This is a genomic window from Clostridium estertheticum subsp. estertheticum, from assembly GCF_001877035.1.
In the GTDB taxonomy this organism is placed as follows: Bacteria; Bacillota; Clostridia; order Clostridiales; family Clostridiaceae; genus Clostridium_AD; species Clostridium_AD estertheticum.
Genome location: NZ_CP015756.1, coordinates 2,189,235 through 2,205,612 on the forward strand (window position 1 = coordinate 2,189,235; position 16,378 = coordinate 2,205,612).

The 16,378-nt window shown below is 30.9% G+C and carries 18 protein-coding genes and 2 pseudogenes; 16 read left to right on the forward strand and 4 right to left on the reverse strand.

What is annotated here, in order from left to right:
- Positions 1 to 176: 176 nt before the first annotated feature.
- From A7L45_RS10040 to A7L45_RS10060, 5 genes are all read left to right on the forward strand, one after another.
- Positions 177 to 1,361, forward strand: coding sequence for a suppressor of fused domain protein (locus tag A7L45_RS10040; RefSeq protein WP_071612639.1), 1,185 nt, complete (start codon positions 177 to 179; stop codon positions 1,359 to 1,361).
- A 433-nt stretch (positions 1,362 to 1,794) separates the two neighbouring features.
- Positions 1,795 to 2,049, forward strand: coding sequence for a hypothetical protein (locus A7L45_RS22840; RefSeq protein WP_187350239.1), 255 nt, complete (start codon positions 1,795 to 1,797; stop codon positions 2,047 to 2,049).
- Positions 2,050 to 2,192: 143 nt separating this feature from the next.
- Complete coding sequence (locus tag A7L45_RS10050) at positions 2,193 to 2,894, forward strand: hypothetical protein (protein ID WP_071612641.1); 702 nt, start codon at positions 2,193 to 2,195, stop codon at positions 2,892 to 2,894.
- 398 nt (positions 2,895 to 3,292) lie between these two features.
- The gene (locus A7L45_RS10055; RefSeq protein ID WP_071612642.1) at positions 3,293 to 3,484 is read left to right on the forward strand and encodes a PAAR-like protein; all 192 of its coding nucleotides are present in this window, start codon (positions 3,293 to 3,295) and stop codon (positions 3,482 to 3,484) included.
- Positions 3,485 to 3,802: 318 nt separating this feature from the next.
- Positions 3,803 to 4,027, forward strand: a complete 225-nt coding sequence (locus tag A7L45_RS10060) for an alpha/beta-type small acid-soluble spore protein (RefSeq protein WP_071612643.1) — start codon at positions 3,803 to 3,805, stop codon at positions 4,025 to 4,027.
- 56 nt (positions 4,028 to 4,083) lie between these two features.
- On the opposite strand, the gene A7L45_RS10065 is transcribed toward A7L45_RS10060, so the two are convergent.
- Positions 4,084 to 5,040, reverse strand: coding sequence for an asparagine synthetase A (locus A7L45_RS10065; RefSeq protein WP_071612644.1), 957 nt, complete (start codon positions 5,038 to 5,040; stop codon positions 4,084 to 4,086).
- Positions 5,041 to 5,307: 267 nt separating this feature from the next.
- Here A7L45_RS10065 and A7L45_RS10070 point away from each other — a divergent pair, with 267 nt between their 5' ends.
- Both A7L45_RS10070 and A7L45_RS10075 read left to right on the forward strand, forming a co-directional pair.
- Positions 5,308 to 5,772 carry an Lrp/AsnC ligand binding domain-containing protein gene (locus A7L45_RS10070; RefSeq protein WP_071612645.1) on the forward strand — a complete coding sequence of 155 codons (465 nt, stop codon included), beginning with the start codon at positions 5,308 to 5,310 and terminating at the stop codon, positions 5,770 to 5,772.
- Between the two features lie 113 nt (positions 5,773 to 5,885).
- On the forward strand, positions 5,886 to 6,272 hold the full coding sequence (locus tag A7L45_RS10075) for a thioesterase family protein (RefSeq protein ID WP_071612646.1): 387 nt from the start codon (positions 5,886 to 5,888) through the stop codon (positions 6,270 to 6,272).
- Positions 6,273 to 6,452: 180 nt separating this feature from the next.
- On the opposite strand, the gene A7L45_RS10080 is transcribed toward A7L45_RS10075, so the two are convergent.
- Positions 6,453 to 7,553: a DNA alkylation repair protein gene (locus tag A7L45_RS10080; RefSeq protein ID WP_071612647.1), complete on the reverse strand. Its 1,101-nt coding sequence runs from the start codon at positions 7,551 to 7,553 to the stop codon at positions 6,453 to 6,455.
- A 156-nt stretch (positions 7,554 to 7,709) separates the two neighbouring features.
- On the opposite strand from A7L45_RS10080, the gene A7L45_RS10085 reads away from it, so the two are divergent.
- Genes A7L45_RS10085 through A7L45_RS10110 form a run of 6 tightly spaced genes read left to right on the forward strand, consistent with a single transcriptional unit; the run spans position 7,710 to position 10,902 of the window.
- On the forward strand, positions 7,710 to 7,916 hold the full coding sequence (locus A7L45_RS10085; protein ID WP_071612648.1) for a DUF1657 domain-containing protein: 207 nt from the start codon (positions 7,710 to 7,712) through the stop codon (positions 7,914 to 7,916).
- Positions 7,917 to 7,929: 13 nt separating this feature from the next.
- Positions 7,930 to 8,790 carry a DUF421 domain-containing protein gene (locus A7L45_RS10090; RefSeq protein WP_071612649.1) on the forward strand — a complete coding sequence of 287 codons (861 nt, stop codon included), beginning with the start codon at positions 7,930 to 7,932 and terminating at the stop codon, positions 8,788 to 8,790.
- Between the two features lie 11 nt (positions 8,791 to 8,801).
- Positions 8,802 to 9,281, forward strand: a complete 480-nt coding sequence (gene spoVAC / locus A7L45_RS10095) for a stage V sporulation protein AC (RefSeq protein WP_071612650.1) — start codon at positions 8,802 to 8,804, stop codon at positions 9,279 to 9,281.
- Positions 9,282 to 10,283 carry a stage V sporulation protein AD gene (spoVAD, locus tag A7L45_RS10100; protein WP_071612651.1) on the forward strand — a complete coding sequence of 334 codons (1,002 nt, stop codon included), beginning with the start codon at positions 9,282 to 9,284 and terminating at the stop codon, positions 10,281 to 10,283.
- Between the two features lie 22 nt (positions 10,284 to 10,305).
- Positions 10,306 to 10,659: a stage V sporulation protein AE gene (spoVAE, locus tag A7L45_RS10105; protein ID WP_071612652.1), complete on the forward strand. Its 354-nt coding sequence runs from the start codon at positions 10,306 to 10,308 to the stop codon at positions 10,657 to 10,659.
- Positions 10,660 to 10,704: 45 nt separating this feature from the next.
- On the forward strand, positions 10,705 to 10,902 hold the full coding sequence (locus A7L45_RS10110) for a DUF1657 domain-containing protein (protein ID WP_071612653.1): 198 nt from the start codon (positions 10,705 to 10,707) through the stop codon (positions 10,900 to 10,902).
- Positions 10,903 to 10,992: 90 nt separating this feature from the next.
- Here A7L45_RS10110 and A7L45_RS10115 read toward each other — a convergent pair.
- Positions 10,993 to 13,384: pseudogene (locus A7L45_RS10115) on the reverse strand (GxGYxYP domain-containing protein).
- Between the two features lie 187 nt (positions 13,385 to 13,571).
- Between A7L45_RS10115 and A7L45_RS10120 the strand changes: the two are divergent.
- On the forward strand, positions 13,572 to 14,042 hold the full coding sequence (locus tag A7L45_RS10120) for a methylated-DNA--[protein]-cysteine S-methyltransferase (protein WP_071614939.1): 471 nt from the start codon (positions 13,572 to 13,574) through the stop codon (positions 14,040 to 14,042).
- 202 nt (positions 14,043 to 14,244) lie between these two features.
- Positions 14,245 to 14,940 carry a hypothetical protein gene (locus A7L45_RS10125; RefSeq protein ID WP_071612654.1) on the forward strand — a complete coding sequence of 232 codons (696 nt, stop codon included), beginning with the start codon at positions 14,245 to 14,247 and terminating at the stop codon, positions 14,938 to 14,940.
- Between the two features lie 89 nt (positions 14,941 to 15,029).
- Here the strand turns inward: A7L45_RS10125 and greA are convergent, their stop codons facing one another.
- A complete protein-coding gene (gene greA, locus A7L45_RS10130) occupies positions 15,030 to 15,497 on the reverse strand; it encodes a transcription elongation factor GreA (protein ID WP_071612655.1) in 468 nt (155 codons plus the stop codon).
- 255 nt (positions 15,498 to 15,752) lie between these two features.
- Here greA and A7L45_RS10135 point away from each other — a divergent pair.
- Positions 15,753 to 16,295: pseudogene (locus tag A7L45_RS10135) on the forward strand (glutathione peroxidase); the annotation flags it as partial.
- Positions 16,296 to 16,378 lie beyond the last annotated feature (83 nt).

Sequence of the window (16,378 nt, forward strand, 5' to 3'; positions counted from 1 at the left end):
AAATATCAATGTGGTAGATAAAACAAAAGTAGGAAGCCGGTGCTAACATTAGATTTCAAAATAAGGAAGTTTATGTAAATTAGTATAAATGAACAGATTTTAGTTTAAAGATTTATAATGAATAACATGACTAATTACGAAAGGAACATTTCCACCAAGATAAGAAAGGAGTTAGTATGAGCGATTTAAGTTGGATTCAGGTTAAGCGAGATATTTTTGATGCAATTTCGAAAGGAGATTTAGAGACATTAATTAATATGGTAGAAAGATATCCTAAAGTAATAACTGCATATAATGTAAGTTCCTATTCACTTTTGCATGTAGCAGCGGAACAAAATAACAAAGATATTCTGGAATTTTTATATAGAAAGGGACTTGATGTAAATATCACTAGAAAGAATGATGGAGGTTGTGTTACTCCTATACATGGTGCAGTTAACAAAAACCTAATTGAAAATGTTATATGGTTACTTAATCACGGTGCAAATGTGGATACTGGACTTAGAATACATGCGACACCTTTAATCGGAGCTGCTTTCAACGGGTCTGAAGAAATGGTTAAAGTGTTACTAAAAGCAGGAGCAACTATTGATGCATTTTACTACGTAGGAGAAGGTAAAACAAAAACGAAGATAAACGCGATTGTTGCTGCTGAGATGGAGGGACACAGTGAGCTTGCTAGATATCTCCGTGAGCATGATGCAATTGAGGATACTCTAGATGAAGATACTGAAAGTATAATTGAAAGTCAGCATGATGAGATTCTGTGTCATTTAGAAAAGTATTTTGGAAAAGTTACTAACACGTTGTCAGAAATTGTTCCTGGGAGTAAAGTTGCTGTTAGCGTAAACATAATACCTAATTCAAGTGATAATAAATTCATAACAATTGCGACTACAGGTATGAGCGATTGTCCAATGGATGATTCAGTAGAAGCATTTGAAGAAAATTTTGCTGAATTAATAATAAAGTTACCAATAAGCTGGCCAATAAGTAAAAATGATATGAACGATATGAATAATTACTGGCCGTTAGGGTGGATAAGGAAAACAGCGCATATCCCTCATTTGTATAATGGGTGGATTGGAAAAGATATTATCTTTCCCAATGGAGATCCTGCACAGCCATTTGCATCAAATACAAAATTATCATGCATCATGGTATGTAAACCTAAAGAAAGTGGTCTTGATAGTTTTGTGAGCACCAAAGGTAATATAATTAATTTCTATACCATAATACCTATTTATGAGGAAGAAAGAAATATTGCTTTAGAAAAGGGCTGTGAGTATCTAATAAGGAAATTAAGTAAAAGAGGCATCGTAGATGTTTTAGATGCTACAAGAGAGAATGTTGGTTTGTAAGAAATGGTAAATGGAAACTGTTCGCTAAATTTCTAATTTGTGTAAATATACTAAATTATTTAAAAAGTGAATAAAGTGGTTAGAAAGGCAAAAATATTACATTTGATGCGGATTTAGTAGATATGAAACCAGAGTGAAAGTTGAAAAATTGCATAGCGTATTACGGTGTGTTACGTCAAGCATTATAGTGTTCTACGTTAATATTTATTGTAGAAGAATCAGAAGAAATACCTTACAAACTAGGTATCTTAGGTTAAGAAGGTTTAATTGGAAAAAGGAAACTAAAGGCTAATGTAAGGAGAAATCTTTGTGTTAGCCTTTTAAATATTAAATTACTAGGTAAAGGCAAGATAATATTTAATGGAATAGTGCAAAATATTAGGACAAGCAATATTATTACTTAGAAATACAAGCACTTACATCAAGTTTTGAATTGGATGTAAAAGAAAAAAGCAGATCATTTCAAGATGCGAATATGACGTATGATGAACTTATAGGAATAATTATAAAGGATTATCCAGGCTATAGCTATGTTCAATGTATAGGAGAAGGGAAGAAGATAGGAAAGCCTTTATTCCAATACAAAGAAACAGACTGGAGTTTTTTTAAGAGAGTATCAAGTGAGTTAAAATTAGAACTATCTTGTGATACAATAGAAACACTTAATATGTTTTATTTGGTTTTTTAAGGTTCCTGATATCAAACCGTGTGAGCGATAAATTGATACCTAAGTTATAAAATGTTGACAATTGCTTCTATATAATGTAACATTATCAAATGTACATTATCAAATGTACATTATCAAATGTACATTATATAGGGGGAGATTACTTGAAATTATTAAAAAAGGCACTTTCAGTATCAACAATTTTTATTTTATTAGCTCTAATACTTGTGGGGTGTTCCGCAAAACAAAAGGCAGTTATTGCTGAAAAGGCAGTTAGTGCTGAAAAAAACACATTAGAGTTTGGTTCTTTTGCAGGAACTAAGTATACACAACCAACCTTTGGGATGTCACTAAATATTCCAGAAAAGTGGAGTGTAATGGATGACAAAACACGAGATTCATTATACAATGCAGGTATTAAAGCCATTGCTAAAGATGATGCAGCTAAAAAAACATTGGATTTATCAAAAGAAAAATCTGTGTTTATGTTTTTGGTTTCACAAAAACATTATTCCGCAAATGTGCCTTCAGGATCAAACATTATATTTCAGACAGAAAATCTTGGATTAGCAGGAAATGTAGTAGTAAAAACAGGTAAAGAATATCTTGAAATTACTAAAACTAATATGAGTAAATTAACTAATATGAAATATACTTTTGAGGATACAAAGGCTGAAAAAATCGCAGGTAAAGATTTTTATACTTTAAAAGCAGCAATCACTTTAAAGAACGGTGCTAAAATTAATCAAACATATTATTGCTATATTGATAAAGGATATGCATTGACTTTTATTAATACATACTCTGGAGATAAACAAGCAGATGCTGACCTTGATACTATAATGAAATCAATGAAATTTAATTAAATTTTGGTGATAAGAATAACTAGAATAAACATTTAATAAAAACACCTACCTATGGCAATAATACCAAAGGTAGGTGTTTTTATCTTGCCCTTATTTACATTTTGTGTAAACACTTCCGATTAATCTTCAGATTTCTGACTTTATAAAATTCTTCAAATGCTCGTTTGGATATACTAATATTATTTACTTATTATCTGATGTTTTATATACTTGCCTTTCATAAGCAAAGGTCCAGGCTGCCTTCGTTAAATCTATAAATTCTTTTAGGTGCTTACTTACCACAATAATTAGAGGGTATAAAAGAAGAGAGCCTTATAATTTTTATAGAAAGTGCAATTGGAAGAGATTAAAAAGTGTATATATATGAGCGATAATTATTATATAGTAAGAGTCGCAAAATGAGATGTGACAAAGGTAAGCATGCAAGAAAAATAAATCTACCTGAAGGTCATGTAGCATATGCAACAGAAAAATCTATGATGAATAAAAGTGATAATGTGGTAAATAAAAATATTAGTTATTTTGGAATTTGCAGCGAATGCAAAGAAGGTGAAGATGAAAAGCAACTTCCAGCAGTAAAAAATAAATAATAATTTTAAATTTAGCTCTCTTTATGCGAAATTCTCCCACCTCTTAGGTGGTGAGATGAATAGCATATCATTGTAAATGATTCAATACCAATTTGCAATTATTGCATTTGTATAATTAGCAATTAATTGCTTATAATAATATTATAGGTTTTCAAACTACCGTAGGTATTACGGAAAGGGTTTTCCTTCTAAAGTGATGAGTAGTTCACATCAATGAATAAAAAGTCAGTTTTATAAAATACTAAATATAGTTATATAGGGTAGAAATCGAAATCATTTTTGGTTATCTATAACATAAAATTATAGGGAGGTAGTAAAATGTCTAGAAGAGTATTAGTACCAGAAGCAATGGGAAAACTAGAAAAGTTTAAGATGGAAGTAGCAAATGATATGGGACTAGATAATATTCAAAATCATAATGCAGATATGGGAGATGTGCCTAGTAATATTGTAAATAAAATAAAAAATTCAGGTAATGTTGGTGGGGAAATGGTGAGGCGAATGGTTGAAGCAGCAGAAAAAAATATGGTTGATAAAATATAAAAAAAAAGATGGCTAATTAAAGTAGCCATCATCTTTCATTTTCTTAGTAGCAATAATTAGAATATATATTGTTCACCAGGTTTTCTGCAGAATAATGTAACATCACTAATCTCAGGTTGCTGAGTAATAAATCTTGTTATTCTTTCTACTCCAAATCCAGCTCCGGCAGTCTTAAATATTTCTCCTTGTTTTGCAAGCTCAATGTAATATCTAAATGCATTCTCATCAGTTGCAAGTTCTCTCATTCTTAAAAGTATTCTATCTAGTTTAAATTCTCTTTCTCCTCCACTTAAACCTTCACCAAATCCTAGTGGCCAAATAAGGTCGTAATTTCTATAAGTGCCTAAGTTATCTAAATCTTCAGCATCATAGAATTCTCTTTTATGGTTTGTTAAGAAGAAAGGTTCTGTAGCAGCTTTTGATGCCTCTGCTTCGAAATCATCGCCATATTTTGCTTGCATCTCATCTGTTGTATATTTTTTAAATGGTCCAGTTATATTTAAATGATCTGTACCTACACCAAGTCTTGTTAACTCTGGAATACAGTTCTCTTTTACAAATTTAAATATAGCAGTTATGATTTCTTCTATGAATTTAAGTATATCTTCCATAGTTTTTTCTTTAAATTCAAAGTCTACTTGAGTAAATTCAAATAAATGTCTAGAATCACCTCTAGTTGCCATTTCGAGTCTTATGTTTGGAGATACGATATAAAGACTATCAATATCTGCGTTTAACATGGTCATTTGTTTGTGGAATATCATTGATTTCATAACATTGAAAGTTTGATTGTTATAACTTATTTCACATTCCTCAACGCTATGGTTTAAAGTATCTGTAATTGGAGACATCATAAGAGGTAATATTCTAGTTATTCTTCTCTTATACATAAATTCATCTACAGCTTTTAAAACTGACTGTTGAACGAATAATATATCTTTTATTTTTTTATTTTTAATTTTAGCCACCGCTACATCCAATAATTTCTTTTCTGCTTTTATTAATTCTGTCATTGTAATTCCCCCTGATAAATATTTATTTTTGTTTGATCCATTGATAATATAATAATACTTTTGATAACTTATTGCAATATATTTAATGAATATTTAATATATTTATAAAATTGATAATTTATAAGTTAATTTAGTATTAAAATGTTAAAGAAACAAATTTATTTGCTGTTTTTTTTGCTAATTTGTTAATTGATTTGATATAATGGTATAAAGTATATAATATTGTTGATTTTAGGTACATATAATAATTTATTAGGAGCTGATGGTATGGATTTAAATGTTCCGGGTTTAGATGAATTAGACTATCAAATATTAGAAATCTTAATTAAAGACTCTAGAATACCTTATCTTGAAATCGCGAGGAATTGTCATGTAAGTGGTGGTACAATTCATGTTAGAATGAATAAAATGCAAGAAATGGGATTAATTAAAGGCGCAAGACTTATATTAGATACAAGCAAACTTGGATATGACGTATGTTGTTTTATTGGAATTTATCTTAACAAGGCATCTTCATATCCAGATGTATTAGAACAATTGAAAGAAATAAAAGAAATAGTTGAGCTACATTACACAACGGGTGCATATTCTATTTTTGTTAAAGTAATGTGCAAGAGCATTTCTAACTTACAGGACTTACTTATGAATAGGCTTCAGGTAATCTCAGGAGTACAAAGTACAGATACATTTATAACCTTGTCTCAACCTATAGATAGAAATATATCTTTTTGATATATTTTTAACAATAAGCATGTCAAATCACTTGATACACTTTCATAATGATGTTATATTAGTATAATAAGGTACTTGTTATTTATAAATAATAAAAGAGTGGAGTGATAAAAATGGAATTTAATTTTAATGAAGGACTGAAATCTGTTATAGAGCAGATGGTAGGAAAAAGTGATACAGCGAATTCTTATGGATCAGGGGATTTAGATGTTTACGCAACTCCTGCTATGACAGCTCTTATGGAGAATGCAGCAAAAAATGGTATTAAAAAGGAATTGCCTGTTGGATACACAACAGTTGGTATAGAAATTAGTGTTAAGCACATAAAGCCAACGCCTGTTGGAGTTAAGGTTAGGGCTGAGGCGATACTTGAAAAGGCAGAAGGTAAAAAATTAACGTTTAAAGTAGAAGCATTTGATGACATGGGTAAGATAGGTGAAGGAACTCATATAAGGTATGTGGTAAAAGCAGAAGAATTTATTAAAAAAATAGTACGTTAAATTATTCTATCTATTAAACAATGATGTAAATTAAAGAATTATATATTTTAAAGTAATTGCGGGTAATTTGTGGTAACGTAAAAAGCACTCTTCTAACTAAATTGTTAGTGAGAGTGCTTTTGTAAATTTTTGAATACATATATGTAAGTTGAGTTAATAATAAATATAAGAAGAATATGACTAAAGAATCAAATCCATAACTGAAGAGGCTACTTCCGAGCCATTAATCAGGATCACTATTTTGTGTTCTCCTGGGTAATGTTTTCTTGTAGTGAGTTCTACCCATTTGTGTATTTTGGTTCCAGTAAGACATTGGCCTCCAGTCACTATTTTATCAGACAAAAGAAATAATTTACAGGATGTTTTTCCTCTTGCTCGTACAAAATAAATCCCATATTCAATTCGTATATGGATAGGGTCACCTTCACGAATGCAAAGTTCATAATTGATTTTACAACTTTCACCAATTTTTAGATTAGGTGGATCTATAGACAAAGTAGCACTTGTGCTAATAGGTCTATCTATAGATTCGCCATATCCAAATAACTTCATTATTTCTGGATTTGCTTTGCGAATTAATGTTCTAGAGCCATGTCTTAGTATCCAGTCAGTATACTTATTTATTCCTTTTAAACGTCTTACTGTTTCCACAATTACAGAAGGATTATCTTTTGAAATGTCATTTAAATTGTTAGCAACACTCTTACGTACATAAATAGATGGGTCTTCTACTAGTTGATTAAGTATAGATAATACCATCGTGGGATCATTCTTAAACATAGTAAGTGCCATTCCCCAGGGTAGACGCGGTCGACAGCCTTCACTTGCGAGCCTTCTTACATGTTCATTATTGTCTTTTGACCATTCTAGCATTTTAACTATCATCCGCTCTGGATCAGACATAATAAACGGTCTTACTGCAAATTCACAGGAGGACCTAATGGTAAATCGTTTTAGAGCTAACATAGAAAGCTCCCAATTATCATCTGATAAACCATACACGCAAACAAAGTTTGGAAAAAACAGGTATGGAAATCCAACGCAGTACTCATCAATTTTAAATAGTATTTCTAGCGCTTCTTCATATTTTTTTGGCAAAAAGACCCCAAGTGTTTTAGTAATTCGATCCATCCTCTCCATTAGTTTTAGTTCATCCCAAGTATCATCTATTATAGTAGCTATAAATCCTTTAATATCAAAAGAAGTATAGACATTATATATTTGCTCACCAAATTGCTGTAGGAACTCCTTGTTATACATATTTTTTAAAGCTTCTGCCATATCTTAATCCTCCTTTTTAACTATATATCATTATTATAACAATCATAACTTGATAACTGTGAGTTTTATTAATATTTTTAAATATAAAATGAATTAAATTTAGGCATATTAGGCAAACTATTTTATATGAGGATTAATAAAGAGAGGAAGGTTCATATGACTGTTGGTTCTAAAGTAAAACAAACAGTAGCTTCTCTAAGAGGATGTGAAGCTACTTTAAGATTATATTCATTACAGGAACGAGATAAAGAAGCTAGGCTCATTTATACTGAAGCATTTGAAGAAATAAGTAAAATAAAAGCATGTTTAGAAAAAAGAGTAAGCTCTATAGAGTTTGAAGAGCCACAATACAAAGGTAATTGAGTGAGGTGAAATAATGAATAGTTGGCTTATAATATTATTCAACTCAATAATATTATTTTTTTTAACGTTAGTTGTTACAAGATTTATGAAAAAAAGAAACTTATCTAAAGTTACTCCATTCGAGTTTATTTCGTATGTAGTTATTGCTCTTATAGTTACTTTAATTTCATTAGACATCATTGCAAACATCTATTTTGGACTAACGGCACTAGCTGTTTGGTCACTGCTGCCTATTATTTTAGATTACGCCTCCATGAAAAGCAAATGGATTTACAACATGATAAATGGTAAGGAAAGAGTATTAATTAAGGATGGCAAGGTTATGGAAGATAACTTAGCTAAAGAAAGAATGACTGGGCAGGAGTTTCTACAAGAATTACGTTCAAAAAAATCTTTTAATTTAGCGGATGTTGAGTTTGCTGTTATGGAAACAACAGGAGATATAAATGTTAGTTTAAAAGCTGATAAAAGGCCTGTTACCTCATATGATTTAGGAATAAAAGTTGCATCAAGGTCGGAGCCGCAGACAGTTATATTAGATGGAAATATATTAAATGAAGGTCTTACCAATAGTGGACTTAATAGAAATTGGCTTAAAACTGAACTAGAAAATAAGGGAGTAGTACTTGATAATGTCTTTATCGGTGAGGTAGATTCCTCAGGCGACTTATATTTAGATCTTTTTGATGATGTTATACAAGTTCCGAAATCGCAGAATAAAGAGATGTTATATGCTAGTATTCAAAAGAGCCAGGCAGATCTTATGACTTTTGCATTAGAGACTAAAAATGAATCAGCAAAATCTATGTATTTAAGAAACGCTGGAGAATTAGATAAAGTCATGAAAAAATTAGAACCATATTTATTACGTTAGAAGGTGAAATAATGTCCAATATGAAAAAGAAAAAATTAACCCCAACAGAGCAAAAGTATGATGAGCTTGTAAAAAAAATAGAGCCCAAAAGACCTATTTTAAAAAATTGTGTTAAAGCTTTTTTTGTAGGCGGTATTATATGCTCTATTGGCCAAGGGTTGCAGTCCATTTTTATAACATATTTTAATTTTAATGAAAAAACATCAGTTGGTCCGACTTTAGTAGTTTTAATTTTTGTTGCTGCTTTACTTACTGGACTAGGAATTTACGACCATCTCGGACAATGGGCTGGAGCTGGGTCTGCTGTTCCAATTACAGGATTCGCCAATTCAATAGCTTCTGCTTCAATTGAACATAGAAGTGAAGGATTTGTACTTGGTGTAGCTGGAAATATGTTTAGACTTGCTGGAGCAATCATTGTTTTCGGAGTTTTTTCTGCTTTTATTGTAGCTACAATAAAAATCACAATAAAATGGTTGGGGGCGATGTAGTTGCTAAAAGGACATCAATCATGGATATTTAATTCTAAACCTATAATATTAGGCTCTGCAGCAGTTGGGGGACCATTTGAGGGTAATGGTGCACTAGCCAGCGACTTTGATATAATTCATGAGGATTTATGGGTTGGACAGGATAGCTTTGAAAAAGCGGAAAAGGTTATGTTAGAACATGCTTGTGCAAGAGCAATAGAAAAATCAAATATAAAAAAAGAGGATATAAATTTTTTTATAAGCGGAGATTTAATGAATCAGATAACATCTAGCAGTTTTGCGGCTAGGACTTTAGGGATGCCATATTTAGGAATTTTTGGTGCGTGTTCTAGTTCAATGGAAGGATTAGCATTAGCTGCTCAATTAATAGATAGTAAGTCAGCTAAATATGTTATGGCATCTGCAAGTAGCCATAATGCAACTGCAGAAAAACAATATAGATATCCTACAGAGTATGGTGGTCAAAGACCTCCTACTGCTCAATGGACAGTAACTGGGGCTGGAGCTGCAGTACTGTGTGGCGAAGGAGTTGGTCCTAGAGTAACTTCGGCTACCATGGGAAGAGTAATAGATATGGGGATATCAGACCCATATAACATGGGAGCTGCTATGGCACCGGCTGCAGTAGATACTATAGAGGCGCATTTTAGAGATTTAAATATTGATGATTCATATTATGATTTAATTGCCACTGGAGATTTAGGCAAGGTAGGACACGAAATTGCTATCAGTTTATTAAAAGATCATGGTATAGAAATGATGCCTAATATATTTACCGACTGTGGGCTTTTAATATATAAAAAAGATCAGCCAGTTTTTTCGGGTGGTAGTGGTTGTGGGTGCTCAGCTACTGTAACATATGGGCATTTTCTTAATCGTATGCGTAAAGGGGAATTAAAGAGGATATTGATTGTTGCAACTGGTGCATTAATGTCTCCGATATCCTATCAACAAAAGGAAAGCATACCTTGTATTGCTCATGCAGTTTCCATAGAAATGTAAAAAAAGAGGTGTGAGTTTATTTATGGAAAAATTTATTTTAGCATTTATAGTAGGCGGTCTAATTTGTGTTATTGGCCAACTTATAATGGATATTTTAAAGATTACACCTGCACATACTACATGTACGTTAGTTGTGATAGGAACAATTTTAGGCGGGCTTGGACTATATGATCCTTTGGTTAAAATTGCAGGAGCAGGTGCATTTGTACCAATAAGTAGTTTTGGAAATACACTTGTAGCAGGAGCTCTAATAGATGCAGAGCAAACAGGATTTATAGGAGTATTTACTGGCGTTTTTAAAGCGGCTAGTTCTGGAATATCTGCTGCAATAATCTTTGGCTTTATTGGTGCAATAATATTTAAGCCAAAGGGGTAATCATCTCTACAAGAGCTATTATATATATTTAAGGGAGGTGAAAACATGACTGTAGGAACACAAATGCAACAAGCAATTGCTGGAATACAAAGCGCTTCAGCTACAATGAAGACTTTTTCTCTAGAAACAGAGGATGAGAAAGCGAAAAATGATTTTGAACAAATAGCAGTACAACTTGATTCTGCTATGGATATTTTAAAAGGAAGACAAAAATATATTCAGAATCAAGAACCTCAATATTAATATTAGTTTTTACATATATAGTAAAAATTTTTATGAGATATAAAGTTACAGTGATTACAACAAATTAAGATGAGTCAAAAGGCTAGAACATTATGTTCTGGCCTTTTGATGTTTATTTTTAACATTATTCATTACCAATTTCATAAATGTTTCAGGGGTTACTATTGCAACTTTAGGATTTTCTTTTAATTTATTTACTACTGTTTCAATATTGCTAAGGTCTTTGCTCCAAGCATGAACATAAACAAAAGTGTAACTATTAGAATTATTAATATCCACTTTACCAGAATCAATTCGATGATTAATATTTTTAATAAGTTCCTCTTCACTTTCAATATTATCCCACAGTAAATCTCTACAGGAAACTATGGGTTTATTATTTGACCAAATAATCTCCCCGTGGTAGTTGTCGTGTTTATGATAGTCAAGATAAAATAATCCGTGTATATTAGGTTTTATAGTAAACTTATCCCAAAGATCGTTATTGTGAAAAGAAGAGTCATCAATGATTGATACATATTTCTCATCTACTTTTTCCATATAATCATTTAATCTATTAATATATATAGTTAGTGATTTCTTATCAAATTTACTTGGGTACATGTAGCCGTTACCAGATGGTGGTACTATAAAATAGTCATTGGTAGATCCATGAGATGCACTTTCATAATATAGTTTAAATACAGTCGGTGCAAGATAATATAAGGAGGGGCTTAATGACCATCCCAAATTGAATTTCCCTTTATAAGGGGAACCATACCATTTATGAGAACCATAATTAGTTCCAAGATCCCACTGCTGATTATCTCCATCGGACATAATAAATGTTACATGATGAACATTTTCTTTAATAGGTACGGTAACTAACGATTTTTGATCCATAGGTAATGAAGGAAATGAACTTAATACAGTTAAATTATAAGACCAATCTGCAGCAACCATACTAACACCATATTTTGAAGCTGTACTTACATTAATAAATTCATCAGGGCCCCAACCGAGGCAAGTGGAGTCTTTATCTAGGGCCGAAAATATTTTATCTCGTAGGGTTGTGACATCAATTTTATCTTCATAAAAAATTAGAGATTTGCTCATTATGCCATAGTCTCTTAATGCACAAGATTTATCTGGTGATAACTGAATTACTATGGAATGATTTAGACCAGAGTTCCATAAATTATCAAAGGCCCAGCTCTCAGTAGTATTTCTACAGTCACCTATAATCTTTGTAATTCCATAGATTCGTGTTTTGTCTTGGATAACTTCATCAATCGCAATGCAATTATTTAAGGAGGCAAGTGAACAAGCGTTATTTATTGAAGGATCTTTTAGTGTTTTATTATTGTAAAGAACATATCCATTAATATAATCTTTAAATACGTCTAATAAGCGCCACGGATTTAAGACATTTTCGTATGGAATTCCATATTCTTCTTTTAAATTATCAAGCCATGTTTGATAATCTGGTTGTGAGGAACTAAGCGTATATATTTGAATAGATGATTGTTTATTAACAAGTCCTTGAAGGGTAGCTATCATTGTCCTTTCAGCTGGCGTCATTGCATTTTGAGATATAACATATAAGTAAGTTGGAGTTATAGGATTTTTTATATAATTATTAGTATCTAGATTTTTTCTGAATTCACTCCATTTAATAAAACTCATTACTATTTTCCCTACAGTATTTATAAAAATTATTTAAGAAGTTAATTCTTTCATTATTATTAAAAGACTTGATATGACTCTCATCAAAATTAGCTAATAGTAATTGTCGTTCTATGATGTCTTCAGCTGTAACTTTGGCTGAATTTTTGATCATATCATACATAATCATGAAGGTAGTGGTCCTACCTATACCTTGTTTACAGTGAAAATGAAACCAACTGTTTTTAGGCTGTGCTAGTACAAGCGCTACAAAGTAATCAACCATATCATCTTTAGGTATCTTACCATCGGTAACTGTAATGCGGTTATAGGATAATGATTTAGAATTAACAAGATATTGTTCATCTTCAACTTTTGTTGGAATTATAGTTATATTTTTATGATTATAAAATGTAATAGGGACATTTAGTTTTATATTACTTAGTTTGTTGTATTCATCAAGTAATACTTGATTTTTAGTTAGTCCTATATTAGCATCATTTTTTGCATTAGCCCAGCTAATAGGTAACCCATTAATAAATCCGTGTGATTCTTGTCTTAGGTCAATGATGGTAATTGGTAATGATGTGTTTATACTATTTATTGCAATAGGTAAATTATCCTTTGAAAATTGTTGACTTCCAGAAATGTTCAATGTGTTTAATCCACTAAGATTTAAATTCTTATTGTTTTGAGTATTTAATAAAGTAGATGACTTACGAAAATTTTTTGGTATGTTATAGTAATTTTGTGAATCTAAAACAAGGTTTATGCTATCGTTTGGCTGCGTATATCTATTGAACGGAATCATATTATAAAAATAGGGGCACTGGTACATATATATCCTCCATAAAAATAGTCTTCAATATATATTATGTATATATATCCGCTTTGTTCCTAAGTACAGTTTATATGTATAATTAAAGTAGTTGGATATATAAAATATTAAAATGATATTTAGGCAGACAGTTATGAAGGAATATAGTAATATATATTATAAAGAAAATAAAAGTGGAGGTGGTAATATTAATAACATATTTTATTATGAAACAATAATTGGGAAAATAGGAATTGTTGAGAATGGTATAGCTATAACTCAGATGAATTTTGCTCGAAAAATGCCTGAAGGTATAAATATTAATGAGACTGTTTTGATAAAAAAAGCAAATATGCAACTTCAAGAATATTTTTCTGGAAAAAGAAAAACATTTGATTTACCGCTTGCTCCTAGTGGGACAGAATTTCAGCAAAAAGTATGGAGTTCACTGCTAGAAATCCCTTATGGAAAAACTAACAGTTATAAGGATATAGCAAAAAATGTTGGTAATATAAATGCAGCTCGTGCAGTAGGAATGGCAAATAGTAAAAATCCGATTTTTATATTAATCCCTTGTCATCGTGTTATTGGTGCTAATGGTAAATTGGTTGGTTATGCTGGTGGGTTGAGTGTGAAAGAAAAACTTTTAGAAATAGAAAAACAAAATGAAAATAACTAGTTTAAGGTATATATTCCCTAGGGTAAAAAGAAAATGTTTATAGGAATTTTATTGCATTAATAGTAACTTATTGACTTTGGAAAGACAACAGAATAATGTATACTGAATACATCAGTGACAGTTAGGAGGGTAATATATTATTCAGGTAAAAAATTAAAGCATAGAATTGTTACTAAAGATGAATATATTAGGAGGAAAACTAATGAAAAGGTCAATAAAAGTCATTATAAGTTTTTCAGTTATAGGACTACTTATTGTAATAGGGGTTATATATAAAACACTTTCACCGTCGCTGTCAACAGAGAATGCCAAATCTACAATAGGGACGCCGGAGCAGGTAGCAGACCAGAGAATTTTAGATGCTAAAATAATAGCAGATAAGAAAATAGTAGATGCAAAAAAAATAGCAGATAAAAAATTATCAGATGCAAAGGCAATTGAGGACCAAAAAATATCAAATACTAAGTCACAAAGTGAGTTACCTAAAGAAGTTGAATATAAAAAGTATCTTAATGCGAAGTTTTTATGTTCAATTAAGTATCCTAGTGAACTAAAAGTAGTTAAAGATACTGCTAACGGGAATATGCTTAAATCCGATGATGAAAGTATATCACTTCAGGTTTATGGAACTAACAATATATCACACGATACAGTTGATTCAATATACAACAAAGCTATAAAAAATAACAATATGTATTATAAAGTTAAATCTGGTAATTGGTTTGTAATATCTTATATTGAGGGTGACAAAATAGTATACCAAAAGAAAGTAGTTGGAAAAGGCTCAATTGATACTTTTATTTTTAAATTTCCAACTAATCAAAAGAATAAGTATACTGAAGTTGTAGAAATGATTGAAAAAAGTTTTAAAGCTTCGTCAACTGACAAAGCTCATTAGTAATATGAAAAAATTTAAGTAGTGATTACTCTCTGCTTAAATTTTTACTTTAATTTATAAAAAGATTTAATTAATCTTAATATTGTTTACTATTCGTAAATCTTCTCTATACTTACTTCATAATTACCTTCAGGGGCTAAAACTGTGCATTTCTCTCCAAGTGCTTTTTTATAGATTGCAATTCCAAGTGGTGATTCAATACTTATATTCATAAGGTCTGGATTGGTCTCTACTGTGGATACCAAGCGTACTTTTACAATATCATCTGTATCAAGAAATTTAATGTCAGCTTGCCCACCAAGACCTAAGTGTTCATCGCTGCTCTCGTCATCTACTACTGTAGAGTTTCGAAGTAACTCTTGCACTGCAATTATTCTATCATTATTAGTTGCTTCCTCATCTTTAGCTGCATCATATTCTGCATTTTCACTTAGATCGCCATGCCCTTTTGCTTCTTTAATTGCTGCCGTTATTTCTCTTCTTTTTTCTCCGGTTCGTAGGGTTAATTCTTCTTCTAATTTTATTACCCCACTAGGTGTTAATATTGTACTTTTCATATTTTTTCACTCCTAACAAATTTTCCATTTATAATGGTATTAGATATACATAAAGAATTATTATATCACATTTTTAGCTAATATAATAAATTCCATATCTAAGTTAATGAATATTTAAATATTTTTATACTTATAATACTATAAATAAAGGCTAAACTTTATTGTAATTTATTTTTTTTGTGCTATAATAGATTTATAGATAATAATAGTTATTAAGAAACATTAATTTTTATATAAAAAATGGAGGGATAATAAATGTCAATTTATGATTTTAATGCAATTACAATAGACGGGGAAGAGGTTTCTCTAAATCAATATAAGGGAAAGGTACTTATTATAGTTAATACAGCAAGCAAGTGTGGATTTACTCCACAATACAAGGGGTTAGAGAAGCTTTATGAGCAGTACAAGGACAAGGGCTTTGAAATATTGGGTTTTCCAAGTAATCAATTTGCAGCTCAGGAACCTGGTGAAAGTAGTGAAATAAAAAATTTCTGTGAAATTAATTATGGAGTGAGTTTCCCGTTGTTTGAGAAAACTGATGTAAGGGGAAAGAATGCTCATCCGATTTTTGAATACCTTACAGAAAAAGCAATATTCAAGGGATTTGACTTGAATCAGCCTAATGAAAAAAAATTTAATGATATGCTTGAGAAAAAATTCCCAGAATTACTAATAGGAAATTCAATAAAATGGAATTTCACAAAGTTCCTTATTGGTAGAGATGGTAATGTAGAATATAGATTTGAACCAACAACTACACCAGAAGATATATCAACAGACATTGAAAAATTGCTTGGAACATCAACTGGAAGCGATGTAACTAATAAAGAAATTTATACTGGCGAAGATGATGAAGAAGTACCAAATTGTGAAGGAGG